The sequence below is a fragment of the Arthrobacter sp. ISL-95 genome, assembly GCF_018613695.1.
GTDB lineage: Bacteria > Actinomycetota > Actinomycetes > Actinomycetales > Micrococcaceae > Arthrobacter.
In genome coordinates this window covers 1-24,787 of sequence record NZ_JAGGPR010000003.1, presented here as the reverse complement: position 1 = coordinate 24,787, position 24,787 = coordinate 1, and the positions used below count along the sequence as shown (strand labels likewise).

Here is a 24,787-nt window from a genome sequence, read left to right as displayed (position 1 = left end):
GAACTGGTGCAGGATACTGTTGCTCTTCGTAACGCCGGGCAGGGCACGTAACTGCTCAGCTAGGATGAAAACCATGACTTACAAGCTGATTCTGCTGCGCCATGGCCACAGCGAATGGAACGCCAAGAACCTGTTCACCGGTTGGGTGGACGTTGACCTGAACGATCAAGGCCGCCAAGAAGCAGTGCGCGGTGGAGAGCTCCTGGTTGAGAATGACATCCTCCCGGACGTCCTTTACACCTCGCTCCTGAAGCGCGCCATCAACACCGCCAACATGGCACTGGACAAGGCCGAACGCGGCTGGATCCCGGTCAAGCGCGATTGGCGCCTCAACGAACGCCACTATGGCGCGCTGCAGGGCAAGGACAAGGCCCAGACCCTGGCCGAGTACGGCGAAGAGCAGTTCATGGAATGGCGCCGCAGCTACGACACCCCGCCGCCGCCCCTGTCCGACGACAGCGAGTTCTCCCAGGCACACGACGTCCGCTACCAGGATCTTGGCGACGCACTCCCGCGCACCGAGTGCCTCAAGGACGTCCTGGTCCGTTTGCTCCCTTACTGGGAATCGGACATCAAGGAAGACCTCAAGGCCGGCAAGACCGTTCTGGTCACTGCCCACGGCAACTCACTGCGCGCGCTCGTGAAGCACCTGGACGGCATCAGCGACGACGCCATTGCCGGGCTCAACATCCCCACGGGCATCCCGCTGGTGTACGAACTGGACGAGGACTTCCAGCCGATCAACCCCGGCGGAACGTACCTGGATCCCGACGCCGCAGCCCAGGCCATCCTCGCGGTGGCCAACCAGGGCAAGAAATAATTCCTCCGCTGCTGCCGCGGCGACTGCTCGGTCGTTCCTCCCTTAGACGCAGTTCGCCCGCGGCACCAGCTACGGAGCAGGTTTAACAACGATGGCCGGTCACCTTGGGTGACCGGCCGCCGTCGTTAATGCTGTAGGGCTAGAAGCCTTCAGGCTGCCATTCGCCCGTCACCAGGTAGGTGACCTTGCGGGCAACCGAGACGCCGTGATCAGCGAAGCGCTCGAAGTAGCGGCTGGCCAGGGCTACGTCCACAGTGGTGGAAGGGCTTTCGCTCCATTCGGGAGCGGCGATCGCCTTGAAGACGCTGAGGTGCAGGTCGTCTACGGCGATGTTGATTTTGAGGATGTCCCGGGCCACCTCAAGGTCGCGGGTCTCCAAGAGTTCAATGACCTTCGCGGTGATTTCGATGTCGTGCTGGGCCATGGCCTTGAAGGTCTGGGTCAGCGATGCGGGGATAACTGTGGCCGGGTAGCGCAGGCGAGCCAGCTGGGCAACGTGGCGGGCGAGGTCGCCCATGCGTTCCAGCGATGCACTCATGCGCAACGAACCCACAATCATGCGGAGATCGCTCGCCACGGGGCCCTGCAGGGCAAGGATGTCGATGGCACGCTCGTCGAGGCTGTTCTGCAGGAAGTCGATTCGGGCGTCTGCCGCGATGACGTCCTGGGCAAGATCCACGTCTGCGCCTTCAAAGGAAGTAGTAGCCTTCGTGATTGCTTCGTGAACCAGCTTGGAGATCTCGATGAGGTCGTCACCTACCTGGGTGAGCTCCTCCTGAAAAACCTTGCGCACTAAGGCGTCCTTTCCTTGGAAATCCTGTTCCCATGCCGGGCGGCGGATTTCAAAACCATTGACAGTCCAACCAGTAACTGTGTCAGGGGCCAGTGAACGGTTCGGCACCTTTAGATGAACGTTAGTTGAACCGTCCGCGTTTGGGGCCGGATCACTGCTTGGCCGTGTTTCCACAGCATAAGCTGGACACGTGGATCCATTGCTCATAGGTGTCGTCGCTGGCCTGGTAGGCCTGTCGTTGGGCGTCTTTGGCATGCTCGCGTTCAGAATCAGCGAGCGGCAGCGCAGCATCGTGGACCTGGACGTGAGCGAACCCCTGCTTCCTGAGGGTGCCGCGGAAGTATTGTCCGTCGTCGGGCGTGCTTTTGTGGTGGTGGACGCGATCGACGGCGTCGTCCGCGCAAGTCCTGCGGCCTACGCGTACGGCCTGGTGCGCGGCCACACAGTGGTCCACAAACAGCTCCTGGACATGACTGCCAAGGTCCGCCGCGACGGCGTGATTCTCGAGGAGCAATACGAACTCCCGCGTGGTCCGCTGGGCAAAGGAACCATTGTGGTCCAGGTCCGGGCAGCCATGCTCGGGTGGGAATACATCGTGCTCCTGGCCGATGACCGCACCGAGATCACCCGCACCGAGGAGATCCGGAACGACTTCGTGGCTAACGTCTCCCATGAGCTCAAGACTCCCGTGGGTGCCATCTCGCTCCTGGCCGAAGCCCTCGAAGCCTCGCCCGATGACGAAGAAGCAGTGCGCCGGTTCGCCAAGCGCATGCACAAGGAATCCGGACGACTGGCAGCCTTGGTCCAGGACATCATTGAACTTTCCCGCCTGCAGGGAGCCAACGTCGCCCAGCAGGGTCTCCCGGTGAATATCAACACCGTCATCTCCGAAGCTGTGGATCGATCCCAGCTGCCGGCAGAAAGCAAGAACATCCAGATCGTGGTGGGCGGACACTCGGAGTCGCTGGTGTTCGGTGACCACGACCTCCTGGTCACCGCACTGCGGAACCTGATCGACAACGCCATCCGCTACTCGCCGGAAAACACGCGGGTGGGAGTCGGTGTCCGGACGCGGGAGGGCGTGGTCGCCATCTCCGTCACAGACCAAGGCGAAGGCCTCACGCCGGAGGACCAGGAACGGGTGTTCGAACGCTTCTACCGCGTGGACGCTGCACGTTCCCGGCATACCGGCGGCACGGGCTTGGGTCTCAGCATCGTCAAGCACGTGGTCTCCAACCACGGCGGTGAGGTGACCGTGTGGTCCCAGCCCGGCCAAGGCTCAACGTTCACTGTCCGCCTGCCGGAGATGGAAGGCCAGGATGACGACGCCGGCCTGCCGCCTTCCGCGGCGGCTGCGCCTTCCGAACTTCAGGCCGCCGCCGTCCTCGAGTCCCGTCCCGTAAGGCAACAACACCATCGCGTGAATCATCAAAGGGGTGCCAATGGCGCCCAAGAGCAAGGAGCCAGCGCTTGAGCCGGATTTTGATAGTGGAGGACGAAGAGTCCTTCAGCGACCCCCTGTCCTATCTCCTGGGCAAGGAAGGGTTCGATGTCGAGGTAGTGGATAACGGCAGCGACGCTTTGGTGGAGTTCGACAGGAACGGCGCCGACCTCGTCCTTTTGGACCTGCAGTTGCCGGGGACTCCGGGGACGGAAGTGTGCCGCCAACTTCGGCAACGCTCCAGCGTCCCGGTGATCATGCTGACGGCCAAAGACTCCGAAATCGACAAGGTTGTTGGACTGGAGCTCGGCGCCGATGACTACGTCACCAAGCCCTATTCCTCCCGCGAACTCGTGGCCCGCGTCCGCGCGGTGCTGCGTCGGCAGGGCGAGCCGGAGGAACTTATTACCTCCACGGTGCAGGCCGGTCCTGTGCGCATGGACATCGAACGCCACGTGGTGAGCGTCAACGGCGAGCAGGTCTCGCTGCCGCTCAAGGAGTTCGAGTTGCTGGAAATGCTGCTCCGTAACTCGGGCCGGGTTTTAACGCGCGGCCAATTGATCGACCGTGTGTGGGGTTCGGACTACGTGGGGGACACCAAGACCCTGGATGTCCACGTGAAGCGGCTTCGCAGCAAGATCGAGCCGGATCCCTCTGCACCTCGATACCTGGTGACAGTGCGCGGCCTCGGTTACAAGTTCGAGCCGTAAAGGTCTGTAGCTAAGGGTCATGATAGAGACGGTTATATAAGTAAGGAAGGGTCCCGCCGCGGCGGGACCCTTCCTTTGTGTCGCTTACATCTTGCTGCCTGCTAGTGGCCGGCGGCCGGAGCCTCTGAGGTGGTTGCCGTGGACGTCGACGTTGGCGTTGCCGTCGGGGTCGGTGTGGAGGGCAGGTACTTGGCGTACTCAGGCAAGGTGCCGTCCACCACCGGGACGTTGATGGTGGCGGAGTCGGATCCGCTGCGAATGGTCACAGGAGTGAGGCCACCCGGCACGACGCCCGCGGTGCTGAGGATGGCGGCATCTGCGGTGTCGTTCAGGTACGTCTCCGAGTTGGCCTTGACCGGGATCTCGGTCTGGGCACCGTTCGCGCCACTCACGGTGAGGGTGACGTCGTTGCCGGACTGGTTGAACACGGCACCGATAACACGGCCCGGCTCTTTCTCGCCCGAGGAAACAATCAGGATGTTACGCAACTGCAGGGGACCGAGATCAGCTTTGATCCCGTCCGATGCCGAGTACTGGTGGGTAGTCTGCTGGGCGTTGACGAATCCACAGCCGGTGACGGACAGAAGACCGACGCCGATTGCAGCCGCCGCAATTGCCAGCTTGCCGCGCTGGACAGGGTTCATCGCAGTATTGCGCACGACACCTACTCCTCAAGAGTCATTGGAACACTTTTCAGCCATAGCCTATCGGCAAACTGGCGGAAATAAGGATTCGGGAAGGCTATGTGGCGCCATCGCCGGAGGAGATCTTGCTCGCACTTAGCCTCCGGGAAGCATCTTTCGCCGAATACGTCAAGACCTTGGAGGAAGTCGTTTAGGGCCTTATTCCCTTTATTGGCGCGGTAGAAGGCCCTGTCGGGTGCCAGTTGTATGCCTTAATCGTGATAGACTAATCTGCGGGAAAGGGGAAAGTCCACATGGTTTTTGAGGTCGGCGAGACAGTAGTTTACCCTCACCACGGTGCAGCAAAAATTGAGGAAATCAAGATGCGCACCATCAAGGGCGAAGAGAAGATGTATCTCAAGCTCAAGGTGGCTCAGGGTGATCTGACCATAGAAGTTCCAGCAGAGAATGTTGACCTTGTTGGGGTCCGGGACGTAGTGGGCAAAGAAGGCTTGGAGCACGTATTTGACGTTCTCCGCGCCGAGTTCACTGAAGAGCCTACCAACTGGTCACGTCGTTACAAGGCGAACCTGGAGAAGCTTGCTTCAGGCGATGTCATCAAGGTGGCAGAGGTCGTTCGCGATCTTTGGCGTCGTGATCACGATCGCGGCCTTTCCGCAGGTGAGAAGCGGATGCTGGCCAAGGCGCGGCAGATTCTGATTTCAGAACTGGCCCTGGCTGAGAAGACGGATGAAGAGAAGGCTGCAAGCGTTCTTGACGAGGTCTTGGCTTCCTAAGAATTGAGCCCGGTGGTGCGAAAGCGCCGCCGGGTTTCTTTTTGCCACAAAGCTAGCTGCAGCATCGCGGAATTACCCGGCTTGTGGGTATTCCATGCACATTCCGCATAACCTTGGGCGCATGAGTATTCCTTCCAAGCGCGCCGTTACGGCCGTGATCGTGGTTGCTGCCGGTTCCGGTGAACGCCTCGGCTACGGCATGCCCAAAGCCCAGGTACCGCTGGGCGGCGAAACCATCCTGATGCATGCCCTGCGTGGTGTGGTTGCCTCGGATGTTGCGCGCCAGATCTGCATCGCCGTGCCCAAGGGGGACACCGCCCTGCGCGAGTCCATCTCCGAGTTCACTATTGACTTGGTGGACGGCGGCCCCGAAATTTCAGTGGTCGACGGCGGTTCCTCCCGCGCGGATTCGGTCCGCGCCGCCATGGCTGCCTTGGAGGACGGAATGGAACTGGTCCTGGTCCACGACGCCGCGCGCGCCCTAACGCCCGAGCGGGTCTTCCAGCGCGTATCCGCTGCCTTGGCCTCCGGAGCGAAGGCCGTCATTCCCACCATGCCGGTAGTAGACACCATCAAGACCGTTGCCGAAACGAACGGCGCAGACTCCTCCATTGCCCCGGAAGTTGTCACAGGCACAGCTCCCCGCGAACAGCTCCGGGCGGTTCAAACCCCGCAAGGTTTTGAACTGGCCGTCCTGCGCAGGGCACACGAAGCTGCCGGGCTCTTCGACGACAAACAGTCAGCAGCTGTCACAGACGACGCCATGTTGGTGGAGCTCCTTGGCGTTCCGGTCCATGCCGTCCGCGGCGCGAGCCAGTCTCTGAAGATCACCACGCCGTTGGACCTCATCATTGCCGAGGGCCTGCTCGAGGGGCCGCTGGGAATTCGTTGGGTGGAAGGCTGATGACACGGAACGTGGTCCTTCCCCGCACCGGCGTTGGCATAGATGTCCATGCGTTTGCTCCCGAAAATGATCCGCAGCCGCTGTGGTTGGGCGGGCTGTTCTGGGAGGGCGAGCAGGGGCTCTCGGGGCATTCCGACGGCGACTGCGTAGCCCACGCTGCGGCCGACGCCCTCTTCTCCGCCTGCGGGATCGGTGATTTGGGCACCCACTTCGGCACGGACCGCCCTGAGTTCGCGGGCGCCTCCGGGGTCAAGTTACTCGGGGAAGCGGCACGCATCGTGCGCGAGGCAGGGTTCGAGATCGGCAACGTCGCAGTTCAGTTCGTGGCCAACCGTCCCAAGTTCGGACCTCGCCGGGAAGAATCCCAGCTGGTCCTGAGCGAAGCCGCGGGCGCGCCGGTCAGCGTCACGGCAACCACCAGCGACGGACTGGGTTTCACCGGCCGGGGCGAAGGAATTTCCGCGGTTGCCACCGCCCTCGTGTATCCGGCGTCCGCCCATGAGGCGGCCGCTTCAGAGTCTGGCCCTGCGAAAGGCGCGCCACATGCCTAAGCCAAGCGTCGGCGTCGTGCGTGCCGCCGTGTTGTCCGCAGGCCTGGCTGCCTCGCTCCTGCTGGGCGGTTGTGGAGGGACTCAAACCATGGACGTCACAGCCAGCTGCGCGTTCCTGAACGACGACACCTTCAAACCCGACGGCAACCAGCAGCAGCAGTCCAAACAGATCGCCGAGCACTATCACCAGATCGCGGAAAAACTGGCTCCGGAGATCGGGGACCCCATCAAAGCGATGGCGGCAATCATGGACGAAGCGGCGGCATCCTCCCTCGGGGCAGCCACCCAGGACCAACAGGAGAAGCTCAAGGTGCAGTTCAACAAGATCGGCGAATACTGCAAGTAGGCAGGTCACGCCGCGTCATCGGCTAATCTGGAGCGGTGACCCTGCGCTTCTATGACACTGCCTCCGCCGAAGTCCGCGACTTCGTTCCCCTCGAAGACGGCAAGGCCAGCGTGTACTACTGCGGGGCCACTGTCCAAGGAATGCCGCACGTGGGCCACGTCAGGTCGGCCATCGCCTTTGACCAATTGACGCGTTGGCTCGAATTCCGCGGCCTCCGGGTCACCGTGGTACGCAACGTCACGGACATCGACGACAAGATCCTGGCCAAGTCCGCGCAGTCCTTCGGGCTGGACTGGGACGCGGATCCCTCGGCACGCCAGGCCGAAGAATGGTGGGCCCTGGCGTACCGCTACGAGCAGGAATTCGAGAACGCCTACGAATCCCTCGGCGTCCAACGGCCCACTTACGAACCCCGCGCCACAGGCCACATCCCGGAAATGCACGCACTGATTCAGCGCCTCATCGACCGCGGACATGCCTACCCCGCGCTGGACGATTCCGGCGACGTCTACTTCGACGTCCGCTCCTGGAGCAAGTACGGCTCGCTGACGCGGCAAAATATTGATGACATGCAGGGAGCGCCCGACGCCGACCCTCGGGGCAAGCGCGATCCCCGCGACTTCGCGCTGTGGAAGGGTTTCAAAGACGGCGAGCCCGTCACCGCCAAATGGGAGTCGCCCTGGGGTGCAGGCCGTCCCGGATGGCACCTGGAGTGCTCTGCAATGGTCACCAAGTACCTTGGGCCGCGGTTTGATATCCACGGTGGAGGACTGGACCTTCGCTTCCCGCACCACGAGAACGAGATGGCCCAGTCCCAGGCTGCCGGCGACGATTTCGCCAACTTCTGGATGCACAACGGCATGGTCACTTACGAGGGCGAAAAGATGTCCAAGTCCATCGGCAACACGGTGAGCCCGGCCGAAATGCTCCAGCTCGCGTCGCCTCGCGTAGTCCGCTATTACCTCGGCCAGGCCCACTACCGTTCAATCTTGGACTACCGGCCCACGTCCCTGCAGGAGGCAGCTGCCGCCGTCGAGCGCATTGACGGTTTCATTCATAAGGCATCCGCCAAGGTGGGAACGGGCGCCTCGGATGTATCCCCGCAAGCCAACATGCCCGCTGCTTTCATTGCGGCCATGGATGACGACCTCAACGTGCCTCAGGCGCTTGGCGTGCTTCACGAAACAGTGCGGGCAGGAAACACGGCGTTGGCTTCCGGTGACGTGGAAGCCGCGAAAACCGCTCTCTACAGTGTGCTGTCGATGACCGAAGTGCTTGGCCTGGATTCGGTGAAGCGTCCGGAAGCTGTCCAAGGACGCGAGCACGCGGCACTGGAAGTGCTGATCGAAGCTCAACTGGAAGCCCGTGCTGCGGCCAGGGCCAACAAGGACTGGGCTGCTTCCGACGCTATCCGGGACACACTCTCTGCCGCCGGTGTGGTGGTCGAAGACGGTGCGGACGGCGCCACCTGGAGCCTCAAACGCGACTGACGAACCGGCGCGGCAGCCGAATTGCATCGGGTCAGTAGACTTGATTCCAGACTTACTCACAAAATCAAGGATGGAATCTTATGGCCAACAATGGTCGCCGGTCGGTCAAGCAGAAGAAGGGCCCCACCACCGGAACCGGTGGCCACGGCCGCAAGGCTCTGGAGGGCAAGGGTCCCACGCCCAAGGCGGAGGAACGCACCTACCACAAGGCATACAAGAACAAGCAGCTGGCTGAGCGCTCGGCTGCCAAACGCGGACCGGGCACCCGTCCCGGTGGCGCCGGCGCCCGCTCCGGTCCCAAGGGCCGTGCAACGGAAGAGCTGGTCACCGGCCGTAACTCGGTGGTCGAAGCCCTCCGCGCCGGCATCCCCGCCAAGGCACTGCACGTGGCCATCCGCATCGAGATGGACGATCGCGTCAAGGAATCCCTCAAGCTCGCGGCCGAACGCGGCATCCCTCTGCTGGAAACCGGCAAGGCTGAGCTGGACCGCATGACCGAAGACGCCGTCCACCAGGGGCTGGTCCTTCAGATCCCGCCGTACGAGTACGAGGACGCTTACGACCTCGCCGAGACAACCCTCGCAAAGTGGAAGAAGGGGCACATCTCCAACGCCCCCATCTTCGTAGCACTGGACGGCATCACCGACCCCCGCAACCTCGGTGCGATCATCCGTTCCGTATCTGCCTTCAGCGGCCACGGCGTGATCGTCCCCGAGCGTCGCTCCGTGGGCGTCACCGCGTCCGCGTGGAAGACCAGTGCCGGTGCCGCTGTCCGTGTCCCGGTTGCCCGTGCTGCGAACCTCAACAACGCGCTCAAGCAGTTCAAGAACATGGGCATCTACGTCCTTGGCTTGGACGGCGACGGCGATGTCTCGCTGCCGGACCTCACCGTTGCCACCGAACCTGTGTGCATCGTAGTGGGCTCCGAAGGCAAGGGCCTCAGTAGGCTCGTCCGGGAAAACTGCGACCAAATCGTTTCGATCCCGATCGACTCCGCCATGGAGTCGCTCAATGCGTCCATGGCCGTCGGAATCTCGCTGTACGAAGTGTCGAGGCAGCGCGCCGCTAAGTAGTCTTACGCGCCGGCGGCGCGTCCGTTATCCTCCCGTAGGCGCCGCAAGCGCCATCAAAGTAGTCCTCGATAAGGCGCCGCAGGCGCCATCCTCCGCGTGCTCGCTCGTTCCTCGCTTAGACGCACGCTTCCGGATGGCCCCCGCGGCGCCTTTCGTGTGCCCGGAGTGCCACGCTCTATCACATCCCTCGGGTTTGGGGCGGACGGTCTCTCACATCCCTCGGGTTTGGGCTGGACGGTCTCTCACATCCCTCGGGTTTGGGCTGGACGGTCTCTCACATCCCTCGGGTTTGGGCCGGACGCTGACGGGCTCGGGATGCGAGGGAGCGCTGGTTTGAAGGGCTTGGGATGTGAGGGAGCGCGCGGGTTAGAAGTCGCGGCGGTTGGCCAGCACAGGGAGTTGTGCGCGGGCTTTATCCACGGCGGTAGGGTCCAGCTCGTAGAAAATGAGACCCGGCTCGCCTTCGAGCGCATCAAGAACTTGGCCGAACGGAGATACGACGGCGGAGTACCCCACGCCCGTGGGTGCGGCACCTTTGGCCTCGATGCCTTGGGTCGCTGGATCACCTTGGCCGCAGGCGAGCACGAACGTGGTGGTGTCCACGGCGCGGGCACGGGCCAGGAGTTGCCACTGATCGGCTTTGCCCGGACCTGATCCCCACGACGCAGAGACGATGTTCACCGAAGCTCCCCGCTGGGCGTTGGCAGTGAACAGGGCAGGGAAGCGGATGTCGTAGCATGTGGCCAAACCAAAGGTGAGTCCACCGGCGTCGAACGTTACCGGATCTGTGCCAGCCTCAACGGTGTCCGATTCCGCGAAGCCGAACGCGTCAAAGAGGTGTATCTTGTCGTAGCTCGTATCCACGCCCGGTCCGGTGGCCAGAAGCGTGTTGCGCACCCGTGGGGAGCCGGAGTCTGAGGGAGTGCCCGGGGTGAACATGCCGGCCACGATCACCAGCTGAAGTTCCTCGGCGAGGGACCGTACCCGGCTGGCCCAAGGCCCATTCAAGGGCTCGGCGATGTCCAGCAGCGAGTTTCCGAACGCGCGCATCATCGCTTCAGGGAAGACCACCAACTCGGCGCCGCCGTCCTTGGCCAGGCGGGCGTTCTCCTCAAGGAGTCGCAAGTTATCGGCCAGATCCCGGCCGGTGATGACTTGGGCAAGTGCCACACGCACGATAAAACCTCCAGTTGTCTTCGTCCCAGTATGCCAATCCCACCGACAAGGAGGCAGAGCAAGGCGACACAATCGGTACCCTCCAACTCAATCGTGCACCGCGCACATGCGGCATTTCAGCACGTGAATGGCTGATCAAATCCCGCCATCTTGGGGCAAGTAATGAAATCGAAACGCTGAACGTCGTCACATGGCGGGCTCGAGCGGTACATACTTTGCGTGGAACTAAACTTGCAAGCAATGGTTATGCCGATTTTTGACACAGCAACTGCCTTGGATGCGTCGCAGCCCAGGCCCCTCGGACTGAGCACGCCCCAGCCCGGAGTCTTCGACGCCCAAACCACCCCGAACAATTCGGTGAACGTGGCCGTTTTCGCGCCGGATCTGGATCGGGTGGAGGTGGTGTTCCAAGCACCGGGCGAAGCTTGGCAGTCCCACATTTTGTCCAGCGTCGAGGACGGCGTCCACTGCGGCATTGTCAGCGGCATGCCGCCCGGCACTCGCTACGGTTTCCGCGCTGCCCCCGGCGAGGGCGGCCTTCCGCTGTCCATCCCGGCTTTGGACCTGGACGACGACGGCGGCCAGCCGCTGCTGCTCGATCCTTACGGCCGCGCCGTGGACCAGCGGGGGGAGTTCCTCACCAGTGTCCACGTGGATACAGGTTTTGACTGGGGCGACGATCTTCCGCCCCGAACGCCCATGCGTACCTCGGTGATCTATGAAGCGCACGTCCGCGGGCAGACGATGCTCCACCCGGATATCCCGGAGCACCTCCGAGGCACGTACGCAGGCATGGCGCACCCTGTGATGATCCAGCACCTCACTGAACTCGGCATCACCGCTGTTCAGTTGCTGCCCATTCATTTCCACCTGGATGAGTCCCATCTCCAAGACCTGGGAATGACCAATTACTGGGGCTACAACACGGCCGCCTTCTTTGCTCCCCACGCCGACTACGCCACAGAGGCGGCCCGAAATGCGGGTCCCCATGCGGTGCAGGATGAGCTCAAGGGCATGATCAAACTGCTGCATGCGGCAGGGATCGAAGTCATCCTTGACGTCGTGTACAACCACACCGCTGAAGCCGGGCCTGACGGACCGCCACTGAGCTTCCGCGGTTTGGCCGAGAACCGTTACTACCGGCACGATGCCCACGGCCGCTACCTGGATACCACCGGGTGCGGCAATACCCTGGATTTCAGTGATCCTGTGGTGGTGGATCTGGCGCTGGATTCCCTGCGGTACTGGGTGAATGACTTCCACGTGGACGGGTTCCGTTTCGACCTCGCAGTGACGCTGTGCCGCGACGCCAGCAACACTTTTGATCCTCAGCACCCGTTCCTGCAGGCGATTGCCGAGGACCCGGTGCTCTCCGCGGTCAAGTTGATCGCCGAACCTTGGGATGTTGGCTATGGTGGCTGGCAGACGGGGCGTTTCCCGCAGGGATGGTCGGACTGGAATGACCACTTCCGCGACGGCGTCCGGAGCTTCTGGCTCTCGGACCGGGCTGCCATGGAGTCCGGTGGCCAAGGCGGCTCTGTTGCGTCCTTGGCTGAGCTCATGGCGGGCTCCGCCAATCTCTTCGCATCCTCGGGACGCACCCGCCTGGCCAGCGTCAACTTCATCACCGCCCATGACGGCTTCACCCTCAAGGATTTGGTCAGTTACGACCGTAAGCACAATGAGGCCAACGGTGAGCAGAACCGTGACGGCCACGGAGACAACCGCAGCTATAACCACGGTGTAGAGGGCAGGAGCGAGAACGAGGCCATTGTGGCCTCCCGCGCACTGTCCGTCCGCAACCTGATGGCCACCCTGCTCCTGTCCTTTGGCGTTCCCATGATCACTGCCGGCGACGAGATCGGGCGCACGCAACAGGGCAACAACAACGCCTACTGCCAGGACAATCCCACGGCCTGGCTTGATTGGAGCCGGACACAGGAAGCCAACGCCATGTTCAGGACTACGCGTGAATTGGTGAGGCTGCGCCGGTGGTTCCTGAGGCATCAGCCTGAGAGCTTCCCCGGCAGCGCGAACGATTCCAGCCTGCAGTGGTTTGATGACAAGGGAAAACGGATGACCCCGGCGCGCTGGAACGATCCCAATGTCCGGTCCGTCCAGCTCTTGATGGGTCACGAGGACAGTGAGATCCGTGGCTTGATCTCGGTGAACGGCAGCAACCAGGACGTCAAGATGGTCCTGCCCGAGATCTTGAGCGACTCGGGAATTGGAAAGCGCATGTTTGAACTTCGCTTCACCACCTCTGTGTTGCATGAGCGCAGGAAGGGCGCGTTGGTGGCATCCGGCGAGCGGGATATCCTGCAAGCCAACACCATCAACATCTACCGCACGTAGTCGCCACGAACAGCGTCAAGCACACAGGGAGTTTTTCCGCATGAACCGCAGCCGCAGCAAACTGGTGGCATTCGCGGGTCTGGTGATCGCCGTCGTCGTGCTGGTGGTTGCCATGGTTGGCGGGGGAGCGCTGACGGCGCAAACCACGACGCCGGAGCCCGGCTCCGCTGCGACGTCACCGGCGGCAGTCAGCACCGCGGCATCGAACCCATCCGCCGCCAACCCTTCCACGCTGCCCACTATCAACGCTTCGCAGCTACCCAAGGAAGCCCGACAAACCCTAGTCCTGATCGCCAAGGGCGGCCCATACCCCTACGACCGTGACGGCGTGAACTTCGGCAACTTCGAGGGCTTGCTGCCTAAGAAGTCCGGTGGTTTCTACAAGGAATACACCGTGCCCACACCAGGGGAGTCGGACCGTGGCGCGCGGAGGATCATTGTGGGCAAGGACTCCGCCAAGTACTACACCCCGGACCATTACGACTCGTTCAAATTCATCGTCGAAGACAAGTAGGAGCCCATGAAGATCTATTCCGCAGACACCTGGACCCTGGAAGAACTGCAGGAGCAGATCTCGGACGCAGGCCGTCGTGCCCTCTTGGTCCCACCGGCAACCACTAGGCAGGCGGTTCTTGAGGTCTTCGGCCAGGTCCTCGACTTCCCCGAATACTACGGCGTTAACCTTGACGCCCTCAACGACTCCCTGCATGATTACGCCGACGCCCTCTCAGAGGACGACGGCAGCCCGGTCACCATGATCTGGCAGGTCCCGGCGGCCTACCGCACTGACCGTTCCTTCGGAGTAGTCTGCGAAATCCTCCAAGACGCAGAGAGCTACGCCGGCCGCGACCTCACAGTCATCGCCGTCTTCCAAAACTAAACAAGAAAGACCACCGCCTTCTTCAGCGGAACTTAGACAACCCGAAATGGCGGGTGCGCCACAAGGCTGGACGGGCCGCACCGCACGGCAGCCAAAGCCAAAGCCAAACGAGTGACCGTGACCCGGAGCGCGCGTCAAAGCGCAAAGTGGGCCCACACCGTCAGGGTTCCCTGGCCGAGCTTGCGAGGCTAGGGGGACGGTGGGCTACGCGCAGAGGGTTACGGTCACCCGATTGGGACTCAAGCTTAGGCGTTCGCGATCAACCCCAACTCAGCTTTGGATGCCAACGCTGAGTGCTTCGGGAACACTCGGACCGTGTAGCCGAAGGAGCCGGATCGGTTGATGACCACGGAGCCGCTGAACAGGTGGCGTCCGCCGCCGAGGTCCTCGAGGGAGTCCAGTTCGGCTACCACCACGTCCTCGAGCTCGTCGGTGTCCTCGGCGCGTCCAAAGGCTACCTCCACGGAGACGTCGTCGGGTGTCAGGTTGTTGAGGGCCACATAGGCGTTGACTTGGAGCGCGTCACCTACCTGGGGTTCCTCGGAGACGCCCACGGAGTCTACGTGTTCCACCACAACCTCGGGCCAGGCACTCCGTACCTTGGTGGTCCAGGCCGCGAGTTCCTTGGCTTCCTTGAAGGCTTCGGCCACGGCCCTGCGCCCGGATACAGCGGCCGGGCAGTAGAGGTTGTTGACGTAGTCGTGGAGCATGCGTTCTGCCGAGACTGCCGGGCCGAGGTTGGCCAACGTGTGCTTGATCATGGACACCCAATGGGTGGGCACGGTCTCGCGGCTGGATTCGGATGGTCCTGCCGCACCGGCGCCTTGGGCAACGGTGGTTCCGTAGAAGCGCGGCGCCACCTGTGTTTCCAGGAGCTCGTAGAGGGCTGAGGCCTCAATGTCGTCGCGTTCCTCGGAGGATGCGTTGTTGTTGGCTGTGGGGATTGCCCAGCCGTTTTCGCCGTCGTACATTTCGTCCCACCAGCCGTCCAGGACGGAAAGGTTGAGCGAGCCGTTGATGGCGGCTTTCATGCCGGACGTGCCGCAGGCTTCGAGCGGGCGGAGCGGGTTGTTGAGCCAGACGTCGCAGCCGGGGAACAGGGTCCGTGCCATGGCGATGTCGTAGTTGGGCAAGAACACGATCCTGTGCCGGACCTGGGGGTCGTCGGTGAACTTGACCAGGTCTTGGATCATTTTCTTGCCGGCGTCGTCTGCGGGGTGAGACTTGCCTGCGATGACCAGCTGGATGGGGTGTTTGGGATCCAGGAGCAGGGCCTTCAACCGTGCGGGATCGCGCAGCATGAGGGTGAGCCGCTTGTAGGTGGGTACGCGCCGAGCGAATCCGATGGTGAGGACGTCCGGGTCCAGGACGGAGTCGGTCCAGCCGAGTTCGGCGTCGGCAGCGCCGCGCTTCTTCCAGGAGGCGCGGAGCCGGCGTCGGACGTCGTCGATGAGTTGGGCGCGGAGCTCCCGGCGGAGTGCCCAGACGTCTTCGTCGCTGACGTTGTAGGCCAGATCCCAGCGTCCCATTGCTTCGGCTTCCGCGCCGAACTGGTTCCGTGCGAGGGCGGAGATCCGGGGATCCACCCATGTGGGCACGTGGACGCCGTTGGTAACGGAGGTGATGGGAATTTCGGAGTGGTCGAATCCTGGCCAGAGCCCGGCGAACATTTCGCGGGACACCACACCGTGCAGCTTGGCCACACCGTTGGCGCGTTGTGCCAGGCGAAGGCCCATCACTGCCATATTGAACACAGAGGGGTTGCCGCCGTCGAAGTTTTCGCGGCCGAGTTCCAGGATGCGTTCGGTAGGCACGGCAGGTGCCAGGCCGGCTTCGAAGAAGTGCTTGATCTGCACGGTTTCAAAGCGGTCGATCCCGGCGGGGACGGGCGTGTGCGTGGTGAAGACGGTGGAAGCGCGGCCGGCGGCGAGGGCTTCGTCCCAGCTGAGGGGCTCGTTGGGGTCGGACATCGCCTCCTGGATGCGTTCAATTCCCAGGAACCCTGCGTGGCCTTCGTTGGTGTGGAACACTTCCGGCGCGGGGGTGCCGGTGAGCTCCTGGTAGACGCGCAGCGCCTTGACGCCGCCCATGCCCAGGAGGAGTTCCTGCTGGAGCCGGTGGTCGCCGCCGCCGCCGTACAGGCGGTCAGTGATGCCGCGCGCGGCTTCGTCGTTGGAGGGAACGTTGGAGTCCAGCAGCAGCAACGGAACACGTCCGACGTCGGCGCGCCACACATGGGCGTGAAGCTCGCGTCCGTTGGGCAGCGGAAGGGAGATGTGGACGGGCTTGCCTTGGCCGCCGTCCTTCGCCGGGTGGCGAAGGAGCGTCAGGGGGAGGCCGTCCGGGTCCAGTACAGGGTAGGTTTCCTGCTGCCAGGCGTCCCGGGAGAGGGACTGTTTGAAGTATCCGGCCTGGTACAGGAGTCCGACGCCAATCAGCGGCACGCCGAGGTCCGAGGCGGCTTTGAGGTGGTCACCGGCGAGGATGCCGAGGCCGCCGGAGTACTGAGGTAGTACTTCCGTGATGCCGAATTCGGGTGAGAAGTACGCGATGCAGGCTGGAGCGTCCTCGTTGAGCTCCTGGTACCAGCGCGGTTCGCTGAGGTAGCGGTCCAGATCAGCGGCGGCGTGCTGAACGCGTTCCACCACCTCGCCATTGTTGGCCAGATCCTGCAGCTGTTCGCGGCTGATGGAACCCAAAAGGGCTATGGGGTCGTGCTGTGACGCCTCCCAGAGAGCCGGATTCAGGCTCGCAAAAAGTTCCCGTGTGGGCCGGTGCCAGGACCAGCGCAAATTCGTCGCCAGACGGGCCAGGGGCCTGATGGGCTCGGGGAGGACGGTACGGACTGTAAACCTTCGAATAGCCTTCACGAGCGCCACACTAACCGACTCGCATGGCAGCCGGAACTGGATTGGGTTTCTTTTAGGTAAAAGTCATCTTGCGTCGAGTAGATAGGTCGTGTGCTTAGCATTCTGAGATTTTTGTCGCTAACGTCGTGGTTGTGACGAAAACCGCGCGAACCATCACCGCTCTGAAATCCAAGACGACTACGGACATCACCGAGGGACTTCGCTTCGGCCGGTTTCCCATCACGGCCGTGCAGCCGGTTGTTGAGGGTGGCCGTTTCCCGGCGAAGGCCTTGCCGGGCGAGGACCTCGTAGTCGGCGCCACGGTCTTCCGTGAAGGCCATGACCAGCTTGGCGTTTCTGCTGTGCTGCTCGATCCCAGGGGCAAGGAGCGTCAGCGTGTCCGCTTGACCCCGGCCCAAGGCGAGCAGTGGAAGGGCCTGGACCGCTGGGAGGGCCTGATCACGCCCGCCGGCACGGGTGCCTGGTCCTTCGTCATTGAGGCATGGCATGACCGTTACGGGACCTGGCACCACAATGCTGAGGTCAAGGTAGGAGCCGGCATTGACGTTGAGTTGATGCTCGCCGAGGGCGCTGCCCTCCTGGCAGAAGCAGCCGACGACGCCGGACGCAGCGCCGTTGAGAAGCGCACCTTGCGTGCCGCTTCCGTGGTGCTGGCCGATACCACCAAGACTGCCGAGGAGCGCCTTGGCGCCGGTTTCAGCCCCGAGGTGCTGGCCGCCGTCGGACGCGTTCCCATCCGCGAATTGGTGACCGTTTCCGAACGTTTCCCACTGCAGGTGGAGCGCGATCTCGCGGGGCGCGGTTCCTGGTACGAGTTCTTCCCGCGCTCAGAAGGCGCTGAGCTGGATCACTCCACCGGTGTGTGGACTTCCGGCAACTTCCGTACCGCAGCCAGGAGGCTGGACGCCGTGGCGGATATGGGCTTTGACATCATTTACCTGCCGCCCATCCATCCCATCGGTTACCAGCACCGCAAGGGCCGCAACAACACATTGACGCCGGGCCCGCAGGATCCCGGTTCGCCGTGGGCCATCGGTTCCAAGGACGGTGGCCATGACGCCATCCATCCTGAACTGGGGACGTTTGAGGACTTTGACGCTTTCGTAGCCCGTGCCAACGAGTTGGGGCTCGAAGTTGCTTTGGACCTCGCCCTGCAGGCAGCTCCGGACCACCCCTGGGTGACGTCCAACCCGGAATGGTTCACCACACGCGTGGACGGCTCCATCGCCTATGCGGAGAACCCGCCCAAGAAGTACCAGGACATCTACCCCCTGAACTTTGACAACGACCCCGCCGGCCTTTCCAAGGAAATCCTGCGGATCGTGCAGCTGTGGATCAGCCACGGAGTCAAGGTTTTCCGCGTGGACAATCCCCACACCAAACCCGTGTGGTTCTGGGAATGGCTGATCGGCAAGATCAACAAGAAGAACCCCGAGGTCGTCTTCCTGGCGGAAGCCTTCACACGCCCGCCTATGATGCATGCTTTGGGCCGCGCCGGATTCCAGCAGTCCTACACCTACTTCACCTGGCGGAATACCAAGACCGAGCTGGAGCAGTACTTCCACGAGGTCAGTCGCGAGACCGCGGCGTTCTTCCGTCCGAATTTCTTTGTGAATACCCCGGACATCCTCACCGAGTACCTGCAGTACGGTGGTCCGGCTGCGTTCCGGATCCGGGCAGCGTTGGCCGCCACGGCCAGCCCGCTGTGGGGCGTCTATGCCGGGTACGAGTTGTACGAGCACGTGGCCCGTCCGGGTGCCGAGGAGTACATCGACAACGAGAAGTACGAGTACAAGGCGCGGGATTGGGAAGGCGCGGCGGAGTCCGGGCGGACCCTGGCCCCGTACATCACCAGGCTCAACACCATCCGCAAGGACCACGTGGCCTTGGGCGATCTGCAGAACCTGACACTGCACAGCAGCAGTGACGACGCCACGATTGTGTACTCCAAGCACAAAACGCTGCCGGACGGCACCAAGGACACCTTGATCATTGTGGTCAACGTGGATCCTCACAGCACCCGCGAAAGCACGGTGTCCCTGGACCTCGCGGCACTGCAACTGGATCCTTCGGACTTCAACGAGGACGGCCGGTTCCGCGTGGATGACCTCGTCAGCGGCCAAAGCTGGGAGTGGGGCGAGCACAACTATGTGCGGCTCGACGCCCACGTTGAGCCGGCGCACATTCTGAGCATCCGGAGGCAGCCTTAGTGAGTTTTTCTCCGCAGAATCCCAGCCAGTACTTCACTCCGAAGAACACCTTCGAGTTGAACGCCCCAGGTCTCCAGCATGATCCGCACTGGTACCGCAAGGCAGTCTTCTATGAGGTACTGGTGCGGGCCTTTGCGGATGCCAACGGGGATGGTTCCGGCGACTTTCACGGCCTGATCGAGAAACTGGATTATCTCCAGTGGTTGGGCGTGGACTGTCTGTGGTTGCCGCCGTTCTTCCACTCCCCGTTGCGCGATGGCGGTTACGACATTGCGGACTATACGTCCGTGCTGGACGAGTTTGGCACCATCAGCGATTTCAAGCGGTTGGTGGCCGAGGCCCACGCCCGTGGCGTCCGGGTGATCATTGACCTGCCGTTGAACCACACCTCGGATCAGCATCCGTGGTTCCAGGAGTCCCGAAAGGACCCCAGCGGTCCCTATGGCGATTTCTATGTGTGGAGCGATACGGACGAGAAGTACCAGGATGCACGCATCATCTTCGTTGACACCGAGGAATCCAACTGGACGTTCGATCCCATTCGTCGGCAGTTCTTCTGGCACCGCTTTTTCAGCCACCAACCAGACTTGAATTTCGAGAATCCCAAGGTAACTGAGGCGCTCTACGACGTCATCCGGTTTTGGTTGGACCAGGGAATCGATGGCTTCCGTGCCGACGCCATTCCCTACCTGTTCGAAGAGGACGGCACCAACTGCGAGAACCTGCCGGCTACGCACACCTTCCTGCAGGACCTTCGCCGGATGGTGGACTCGAACTATCCGGGCCGGGTAATCATTGCCGAGGCAAACCAGCCACCGCATGAAGTGGTGGAGTATTTCGGCACCGAGGAAGCCCCGGAGTGCCACATGGCCTTTCATTTCCCCATCATGCCCAGGCTTTACTACGCCTTGCGGGACCAGAAGGCCGCTCCCATCATTGAGACCCTGCGGAATACCCCGCAGATCCCCAAGGGGGCGCAGTGGGGGACTTTCCTGAGGAACCACGACGAACTGACGTTGGAGATGGTGCCGGCCGAAGAGCGTGCCGCCATGCTCGGCTGGTACGCTCCGGATCCGCGGATGCGGGCAAACATTGGTATTCGACGTCGTTTGGCGCCGTTGCTGGATAACTCCCGTTCCGAGATCGAGTTGATCAATGCGTTGCTGCTGTCCCTGCCGGGCAGTCCGTTCCTGTACTACGGGGATGAGATCGGCATGGGCGACAACATTTGGCTCGATGACCGCGATGCCGTCCGGACACCCATGCAGTGGAACCCCGACCGGAACGCAGGTTTTTCCGGGGCCGATCCGGGCCAGCTTTACCTTCCGGTCATCCAGTCGCTGGTTTACAACTACGGCATGGCCAACGTTGAGGCCGAGGCCGCGCACTCAGGTTCTCTGCTGCGCTGGACCCGCCAGATCCTGAGCGTCCGGAAGAACCATCCGGTGTTTGGTTTGGGGGGCTTCCGGCACATTGAAGCGGACCATGAGGTGGTGCTCGCATACGTTCGGGAATTGCCGGCGGGAAACCCCGAAGGGGAAGACGCCGAAACCATACTGTGCGTTTTCAACCTCTCCCAGCACCCCGTGGCGGCAACGCTGGATATTCCCGAGTACGCGGGCCGGGGCCTGCGCGATATTTTCGGCGGCCAGCCTTTCCCGGCGGTCGGCGACAACGGTCATTTGACCGTGATGCTGGGTAGCCACAGCTTCTACTGGCTGCGGGTCCGCTCAGCATTTTCCAATCCCACGTCGCCTTATACCCAGGCGATTCCCGTGGTGACCTCCAAAGGATGAGATGAACAAGGAAGACTTGACCCCCTCCATTGAAGGACTTCTGAGGGCCTGGCTGCCAGGTAAGCGCTGGTTCCCGGTGAAGAGCCCGGATTTTGCGCTGGAGCAGGTGGGCGGTTTCAGCCTCCCTCAGACAGGCGGCGACGCACAGTTTGAAGTGGTGCTGTTGGCGGTAACCCACCGAACGGCCGACGGCGGTTCGCGGACTGACGTTGTCCAGGTTCCGTTGAGCTACAGGAGCCGTCCGCTATCCGAGGCGCCAACAGCTTTGCTGGGCGAGTTTACGGATCCTGAACAGGGCCTGCGGCTTGTCTACGACGCCGTCTACGATGCCGATTTCGTCACTGCCTGGCTGGAACTTATGCGCAGCGAAGGAAAGGTGGGCGGTGCCCAGGGGCATCTAACGCGTGGCCGCGTCCCGCTCCCGGAACATCCCACGTCAGTGAAGGTCCTCTCCGGCGAGCAATCCAACACATCCGTCATCATTGACGACGGCCATTCGGCAGCGATCCTCAAAGTCTTCCGCGTGCTTGCCGCCGGCAAAAACCCTGAAGTGGAACTCGGTGCCGCCCTGACGGCAGCCGGGACCACCGAGGTTCCCGCGACGCTGGGCTGGATTACCGGCTCGTGGCGTGGACCGGCGTCGAACGGTTCCGCAACGGCCACGGGCGAGCTGACCGTAGCCCACGAGTTCCTCCTGGGAGGCTTGGATGCCTGGCGCCTGGCAGTGGAGGCAGCCGCGGCCGGCAAGGATTTCACGGCAGAAGCCCGCGGGCTCGGCGCTGCTACTGCCGCGGTTCACGCCAGGCTCGCAGAGACGTTCGGGACCCGGGACGGGCAGGAGCAGGGCCCGGAGATCATCGCCACAGTAGACCGGCGTGTCCGGGCCTCGTGGGCGGAAGCCTCGTCCGCCGTCGGGCCACATGACCAGCAATTGGACGCGTTGCTGGCGGCTCTGGATCCCCGTGACGTCGGCCAGTTGCAGCGCGTCCACGGCGACCTCCACCTGGGCCAGATCCTTTTGGTTCCAGGCGCTGAGGGGCAGCCTGGACGGTGGGCCATCCTTGATTTCGAGGGCGAGCCGCTCCGGACCATTGATGAGCGCAATAATCCCGATCTTCCTTTGCGGGATGTCACCGGGATGCTGCGTTCGTTCGACTATGCAGCAGGGGCCGCCACGCGCGAGAACGCCGATGCCAAGGTGTCCGAAACCTGGGTGGATGACTGCGCTGCCGCGTTCCTTGAGGGTTACAGCGACGTCACCCCGGGAACCATTGACCGCCGCTCGCCGCTCTTTGTGGCATTGTGGCTGGACAAGGCCTTATACGAGGTTGTTTACGAGTTGCGGAACCGGCCCGACTGGCTGTCGATCCCGGTGAATGCATCCCGACGAATCCTCGACAACACAAGCCGCGGCAAGCATGCGGCAGCTACAGCGGAAGGTAATGACATGACTGGCTCTGCACGCACCGAACGGCCCCGAGTTCCCCTGCACGTGGACTCCGAGACCTTGGAACGCGTGGCGGCCGGCGCCTACCATGCACCCCACTCGGTGCTCGGCGCTCACTTGGACGATCACGGCCACGTCACCATCCGCACCGTAAAGCACCTTGCGAAGTCCGTGGCTGTAGTGACCGAATCCGGCCGCACCGACATGACCCATGAGGCCCACGGCGTCTGGACTGCGGTCCTGGAACCGCTGCAGGCCGGCCGCGTGCCTGACTACCGTTTGGAAGTGGTGTACGACGTCGAACCCGTCACCATTGATGACCCGTACCACTACCTGCCAACCGTGGGCGAGGTGGACCTGCACCTGATCGGTGAGGGACGCCACGAGCGGCTCTGGGATGTCCTCGGCGCGCACGTCCAGCACTACCGCTCCGCATTGAGTGAGGTGGACGGAGTCTCCTTCGCCGTCTGGGCTCCCAACGCCCAAGCCGTCCGCGTGAAGGGTGACTTCAATGGCTGGGACGGCCGCTCCCACGGAATGCGTTCCCTGGGCTCCTCCGGGGTGTGGGAACTGTTCATCCCGGGCGTTGTAGCAGGAGCGTGCTACAAATTTGAGATCCTCACCAAATCCGGAGACTGGATTGAGAAGGCTGATCCCTTGGCCTTCGGCACGGAGGTTCCACCACTGACGGCCTCGCGTGTTGTGGACGCCAGCTACAGGTTCAAGGACGCGGAATGGATGAATGCCCGCGCTGGTAAGGACCCGCACAACTCGCCCATGAGCGTTTACGAAGTCCACTTGGGCTCCTGGCGGCTGGGCCTTGGCTACAAAGAACTCGCCAAGGAACTGGTGGACTACGTGAAGTGGCTCGGGTTCTCCCACGTTGAGTTCATGCCCGTTGCGGAGCACCCCTTCGGCGGTTCGTGGGGCTACCAAGTGACGTCCTACTTTGCCCCGACCTCACGGTTCGGACACCCGGACGAGTTCCGCTACCTGGTGGATTCACTCCACCAGGCCGGCATTGGCGTCCTCCTCGACTGGGTCCCTGCACACTTCCCCAAGGACTCCTGGGCTCTGGCACAGTTCGACGGCCAGCCGCTATACGAGCACTCGGACCCGGCCTTGGGTGAACACCCGGACTGGGGAACCCTGATCTTCGACTTCGGGCGCAGCGAGGTCCGGAACTTCCTGGTGGCCAACGCGCTGTACTGGCTGGAAGAATTCCACATCGATGGCCTTCGGGTGGATGCCGTGGCCTCGATGATCTACCTGGACTACTCCCGTGAAGAAGGTCAGTGGAAGCCCAACAAGTTCGGCGGCCGCGAGAACCTCGAAGCCATTTCCTTCATGCAGGAAGTCAACGCCACCGTTTACAAGTCCCACCCGGGCGCCATCATCATTGCCGAGGAATCCACAGCATTCCCTGGTGTCACGGCGCCCACCAACCACGGCGGGCTCGGCTTCGGGCTCAAATGGAACATGGGCTGGATGCACGACTCGCTCAAGTACATCTCCGAAGACCCCATCAACCGCAAGTGGCACCACGGCACCATCACGTTCTCCTTGGTTTACGCCTTTACCGAGAACTTCCTACTGCCCATCAGCCACGATGAAGTAGTTCACGGCAAGGGCTCCATGCTGCGGAAGATGCCCGGTGACCGCTGGCAACAGCTGGCAAACTTGCGTTCCTTCTTCGCCTACCAGTGGGCTCACCCGGGCAAGCAGCTCATCTTCATGGGCACTGAGTTCGGCCAGGAAGCAGAGTGGTCCGAACAGTACGGACTGGATTGGTTCCTCGCTGATATCCCCGCGCACCGCGGACTGCAGCTTCTGATCAAGGATCTGAACGAGCTCTACACCTCGACGCCGGCCCTCTACCAGCGTGACAACGAGGCCGACGGTTTCCAGTGGATCAACGGCGCGGATGCAGATCACAACGTCTTGACTTTCATTCGTTGGGGTCACGACGGCAAGCCGTTGGTTTGCGCAGTGAACTTCTCCGGTGGTCCCCACAAGGACTACATCCTGGGTGTTCCGGCAGTGGGGGAGTGGACGGAAGTCCTCAACACGGACGCTGAGACATACGGCGGCTCGGGGGTTGTCAACGCTGGCTCGCTGAAGGCTTCTACTCCGGGAACCGACGGCCAACCTGCAGCGCTGACTGTAACGCTGCCTCCTCTGGGTGCCTCCTGGTTCACGCCGGCTGAGTAGTCTGAGCACTCGCAGTAGCTACCCGAGGCAGTAGTTCCTCATGCGAAGAGGGTCCGAAGCCATGCTTCCGGGCCCTCTTCCTGCGTTATTCCCCGTGTTTCCGGGGATTTTGCTCTGCGAAGGAAGCGTGTCGTTGACGGGTTTTGCCATCGCGGCGAAGTAGGGGTATAGTTAGTACCCGCGCTGCTCCACGAGTTGAGATCGCAAGCTGACAAGAAACCGCAAGGAAAAATCATGTCAAGCGTGCCGATTTGACTCGGAGGAAGCTAGCCGGTAAGTTTGAAAAGTTGCTCC

At 62.4% G+C, this 24,787-nt stretch carries 19 protein-coding genes; 15 read left to right on the top strand and 4 right to left on the bottom strand.

Features of this window, described 5'->3' with window-relative positions; all coding sequences use genetic code 11:
• Positions 1-73: 73 nt before the first annotated feature.
• A complete protein-coding gene (locus J7I86_RS02390; RefSeq protein ID WP_214815185.1) occupies positions 74-820 on the top strand; it encodes a phosphoglyceromutase in 747 nt (248 codons plus the stop codon).
• 139 nt (positions 821-959) lie between these two features.
• On the opposite strand, the gene phoU is transcribed toward J7I86_RS02390, so the two are convergent.
• Positions 960-1,613, bottom strand: coding sequence for a phosphate signaling complex protein PhoU (phoU, locus tag J7I86_RS02385; protein ID WP_026548399.1), 654 nt, complete (start codon positions 1,611-1,613; stop codon positions 960-962).
• Between the two features lie 199 nt (positions 1,614-1,812).
• Here phoU and J7I86_RS02380 point away from each other — a divergent pair, with 199 nt between their 5' ends.
• Positions 1,813-3,087: a cell wall metabolism sensor histidine kinase WalK gene (locus tag J7I86_RS02380; RefSeq protein ID WP_214816772.1), complete on the top strand. Its 1,275-nt coding sequence runs from the start codon at positions 1,813-1,815 to the stop codon at positions 3,085-3,087.
• Complete coding sequence (locus J7I86_RS02375; RefSeq protein ID WP_020608526.1) at positions 3,084-3,764, top strand: response regulator transcription factor; 681 nt, start codon at positions 3,084-3,086, stop codon at positions 3,762-3,764. Before J7I86_RS02380 ends, J7I86_RS02375 begins: the two co-directional genes overlap by 4 nt.
• 101 nt (positions 3,765-3,865) lie before the next feature.
• On the opposite strand, the gene J7I86_RS02370 is transcribed toward J7I86_RS02375, so the two are convergent.
• Positions 3,866-4,408 (bottom strand): hypothetical protein, encoded by a 543-nt coding sequence (locus tag J7I86_RS02370; RefSeq protein ID WP_214816769.1) that lies wholly within the window; start codon positions 4,406-4,408, stop codon positions 3,866-3,868.
• 293 nt (positions 4,409-4,701) lie between these two features.
• On the opposite strand from J7I86_RS02370, the gene J7I86_RS02365 reads away from it, so the two are divergent.
• The 6 genes from J7I86_RS02365 to rlmB all read left to right on the top strand — a co-directional run bounded on the left by J7I86_RS02365 (position 4,702) and on the right by rlmB (position 9,548).
• Entirely contained in the window at positions 4,702-5,184 is a 483-nt protein-coding gene (locus tag J7I86_RS02365) for a CarD family transcriptional regulator (protein ID WP_011690592.1), read from the top strand.
• A gap of 121 nt (positions 5,185-5,305) precedes the next feature.
• On the top strand, positions 5,306-6,088 hold the full coding sequence (ispD, locus tag J7I86_RS02360; protein ID WP_214815184.1) for a 2-C-methyl-D-erythritol 4-phosphate cytidylyltransferase: 783 nt from the start codon (positions 5,306-5,308) through the stop codon (positions 6,086-6,088).
• The gene (gene ispF / locus J7I86_RS02355) at positions 6,088-6,639 is read left to right on the top strand and encodes a 2-C-methyl-D-erythritol 2,4-cyclodiphosphate synthase (RefSeq protein ID WP_214815183.1); all 552 of its coding nucleotides are present in this window, start codon (positions 6,088-6,090) and stop codon (positions 6,637-6,639) included. Before ispD ends, ispF begins: the two co-directional genes overlap by 1 nt.
• On the top strand, positions 6,632-6,985 hold the full coding sequence (locus J7I86_RS02350) for a hypothetical protein (protein WP_214815182.1): 354 nt from the start codon (positions 6,632-6,634) through the stop codon (positions 6,983-6,985). Before ispF ends, J7I86_RS02350 begins: the two co-directional genes overlap by 8 nt.
• A 35-nt stretch (positions 6,986-7,020) precedes the next feature.
• Positions 7,021-8,475: a cysteine--tRNA ligase gene (gene cysS, locus J7I86_RS02345; RefSeq protein WP_214815181.1), complete on the top strand. Its 1,455-nt coding sequence runs from the start codon at positions 7,021-7,023 to the stop codon at positions 8,473-8,475.
• A gap of 80 nt (positions 8,476-8,555) precedes the next feature.
• Complete coding sequence (rlmB, locus tag J7I86_RS02340; RefSeq protein WP_105692036.1) at positions 8,556-9,548, top strand: 23S rRNA (guanosine(2251)-2'-O)-methyltransferase RlmB; 993 nt, start codon at positions 8,556-8,558, stop codon at positions 9,546-9,548.
• Between the two features lie 366 nt (positions 9,549-9,914).
• On the opposite strand, the gene J7I86_RS02335 is transcribed toward rlmB, so the two are convergent.
• Positions 9,915-10,724, bottom strand: coding sequence for a carbon-nitrogen hydrolase family protein (locus J7I86_RS02335; RefSeq protein WP_214815180.1), 810 nt, complete (start codon positions 10,722-10,724; stop codon positions 9,915-9,917).
• Positions 10,725-10,964: 240 nt separating this feature from the next.
• Here J7I86_RS02335 and glgX point away from each other — a divergent pair, with 240 nt between their 5' ends.
• The 3 genes from glgX to J7I86_RS02320 are packed head-to-tail and all read left to right on the top strand — an operon-like array spanning position 10,965 to position 13,959.
• Positions 10,965-13,079 (top strand): glycogen debranching protein GlgX, encoded by a 2,115-nt coding sequence (gene glgX / locus J7I86_RS02330; RefSeq protein ID WP_214815179.1) that lies wholly within the window; start codon positions 10,965-10,967, stop codon positions 13,077-13,079.
• A gap of 40 nt (positions 13,080-13,119) precedes the next feature.
• The gene (locus tag J7I86_RS02325) at positions 13,120-13,593 is read left to right on the top strand and encodes a ribonuclease domain-containing protein (RefSeq protein WP_214815178.1); all 474 of its coding nucleotides are present in this window, start codon (positions 13,120-13,122) and stop codon (positions 13,591-13,593) included.
• Between the two features lie 6 nt (positions 13,594-13,599).
• Positions 13,600-13,959 (top strand): barstar family protein, encoded by a 360-nt coding sequence (locus J7I86_RS02320; RefSeq protein ID WP_214815177.1) that lies wholly within the window; start codon positions 13,600-13,602, stop codon positions 13,957-13,959.
• Between the two features lie 245 nt (positions 13,960-14,204).
• Here the strand turns inward: J7I86_RS02320 and glgP are convergent, their stop codons facing one another.
• On the bottom strand, positions 14,205-16,829 hold the full coding sequence (glgP, locus tag J7I86_RS02315) for an alpha-glucan family phosphorylase (RefSeq protein WP_214815176.1): 2,625 nt from the start codon (positions 16,827-16,829) through the stop codon (positions 14,205-14,207).
• 125 nt (positions 16,830-16,954) lie between these two features.
• Between glgP and J7I86_RS02310 the strand changes: the two genes are divergently transcribed.
• The 3 genes from J7I86_RS02310 to J7I86_RS02300 are packed head-to-tail and all read left to right on the top strand — an operon-like array spanning position 16,955 to position 24,493.
• Positions 16,955-19,039 (top strand): alpha-1,4-glucan--maltose-1-phosphate maltosyltransferase, encoded by a 2,085-nt coding sequence (locus J7I86_RS02310; protein ID WP_309476645.1) that lies wholly within the window; start codon positions 16,955-16,957, stop codon positions 19,037-19,039.
• Complete coding sequence (gene treS, locus J7I86_RS02305) at positions 19,039-20,835, top strand: maltose alpha-D-glucosyltransferase (protein WP_214815175.1); 1,797 nt, start codon at positions 19,039-19,041, stop codon at positions 20,833-20,835. Before J7I86_RS02310 ends, treS begins: the two co-directional genes overlap by 1 nt.
• A 1-nt stretch (position 20,836) precedes the next feature.
• Complete coding sequence (locus J7I86_RS02300) at positions 20,837-24,493, top strand: 1,4-alpha-glucan branching enzyme (protein ID WP_214815174.1); 3,657 nt, start codon at positions 20,837-20,839, stop codon at positions 24,491-24,493.
• The last annotated feature ends 294 nt before the right edge of the window (positions 24,494-24,787 follow it).

Excerpts from the sequence above, each read along its gene's own strand:
- J7I86_RS02390 (WP_214815185.1), top strand. The coding sequence starts at position 74 with ATGACTTACAAGCTGATTCTGCTGCGCCATGGCCACAGCGAATGGAAC.
- J7I86_RS02370 (WP_214816769.1), bottom strand. The coding sequence starts at position 4,408 with ATGAACCCTGTCCAGCGCGGCAAGCTGGCAATTGCGGCGGCTGCAATC.
- J7I86_RS02365 (WP_011690592.1), top strand. The coding sequence starts at position 4,702 with ATGGTTTTTGAGGTCGGCGAGACAGTAGTTTACCCTCACCACGGTGCA.
- ispD (WP_214815184.1), top strand. The coding sequence starts at position 5,306 with ATGAGTATTCCTTCCAAGCGCGCCGTTACGGCCGTGATCGTGGTTGCT.
- ispF (WP_214815183.1), top strand. The coding sequence starts at position 6,088 with ATGACACGGAACGTGGTCCTTCCCCGCACCGGCGTTGGCATAGATGTC.
- J7I86_RS02350 (WP_214815182.1), top strand. The coding sequence starts at position 6,632 with ATGCCTAAGCCAAGCGTCGGCGTCGTGCGTGCCGCCGTGTTGTCCGCA.
- rlmB (WP_105692036.1), top strand. The coding sequence starts at position 8,556 with ATGGCCAACAATGGTCGCCGGTCGGTCAAGCAGAAGAAGGGCCCCACC.
- glgX (WP_214815179.1), top strand. The coding sequence starts at position 10,965 with ATGGTTATGCCGATTTTTGACACAGCAACTGCCTTGGATGCGTCGCAG.
- J7I86_RS02325 (WP_214815178.1), top strand. The coding sequence starts at position 13,120 with ATGAACCGCAGCCGCAGCAAACTGGTGGCATTCGCGGGTCTGGTGATC.
- J7I86_RS02320 (WP_214815177.1), top strand. The coding sequence starts at position 13,600 with ATGAAGATCTATTCCGCAGACACCTGGACCCTGGAAGAACTGCAGGAG.
- J7I86_RS02300 (WP_214815174.1), top strand. The coding sequence starts at position 20,837 with ATGAACAAGGAAGACTTGACCCCCTCCATTGAAGGACTTCTGAGGGCC.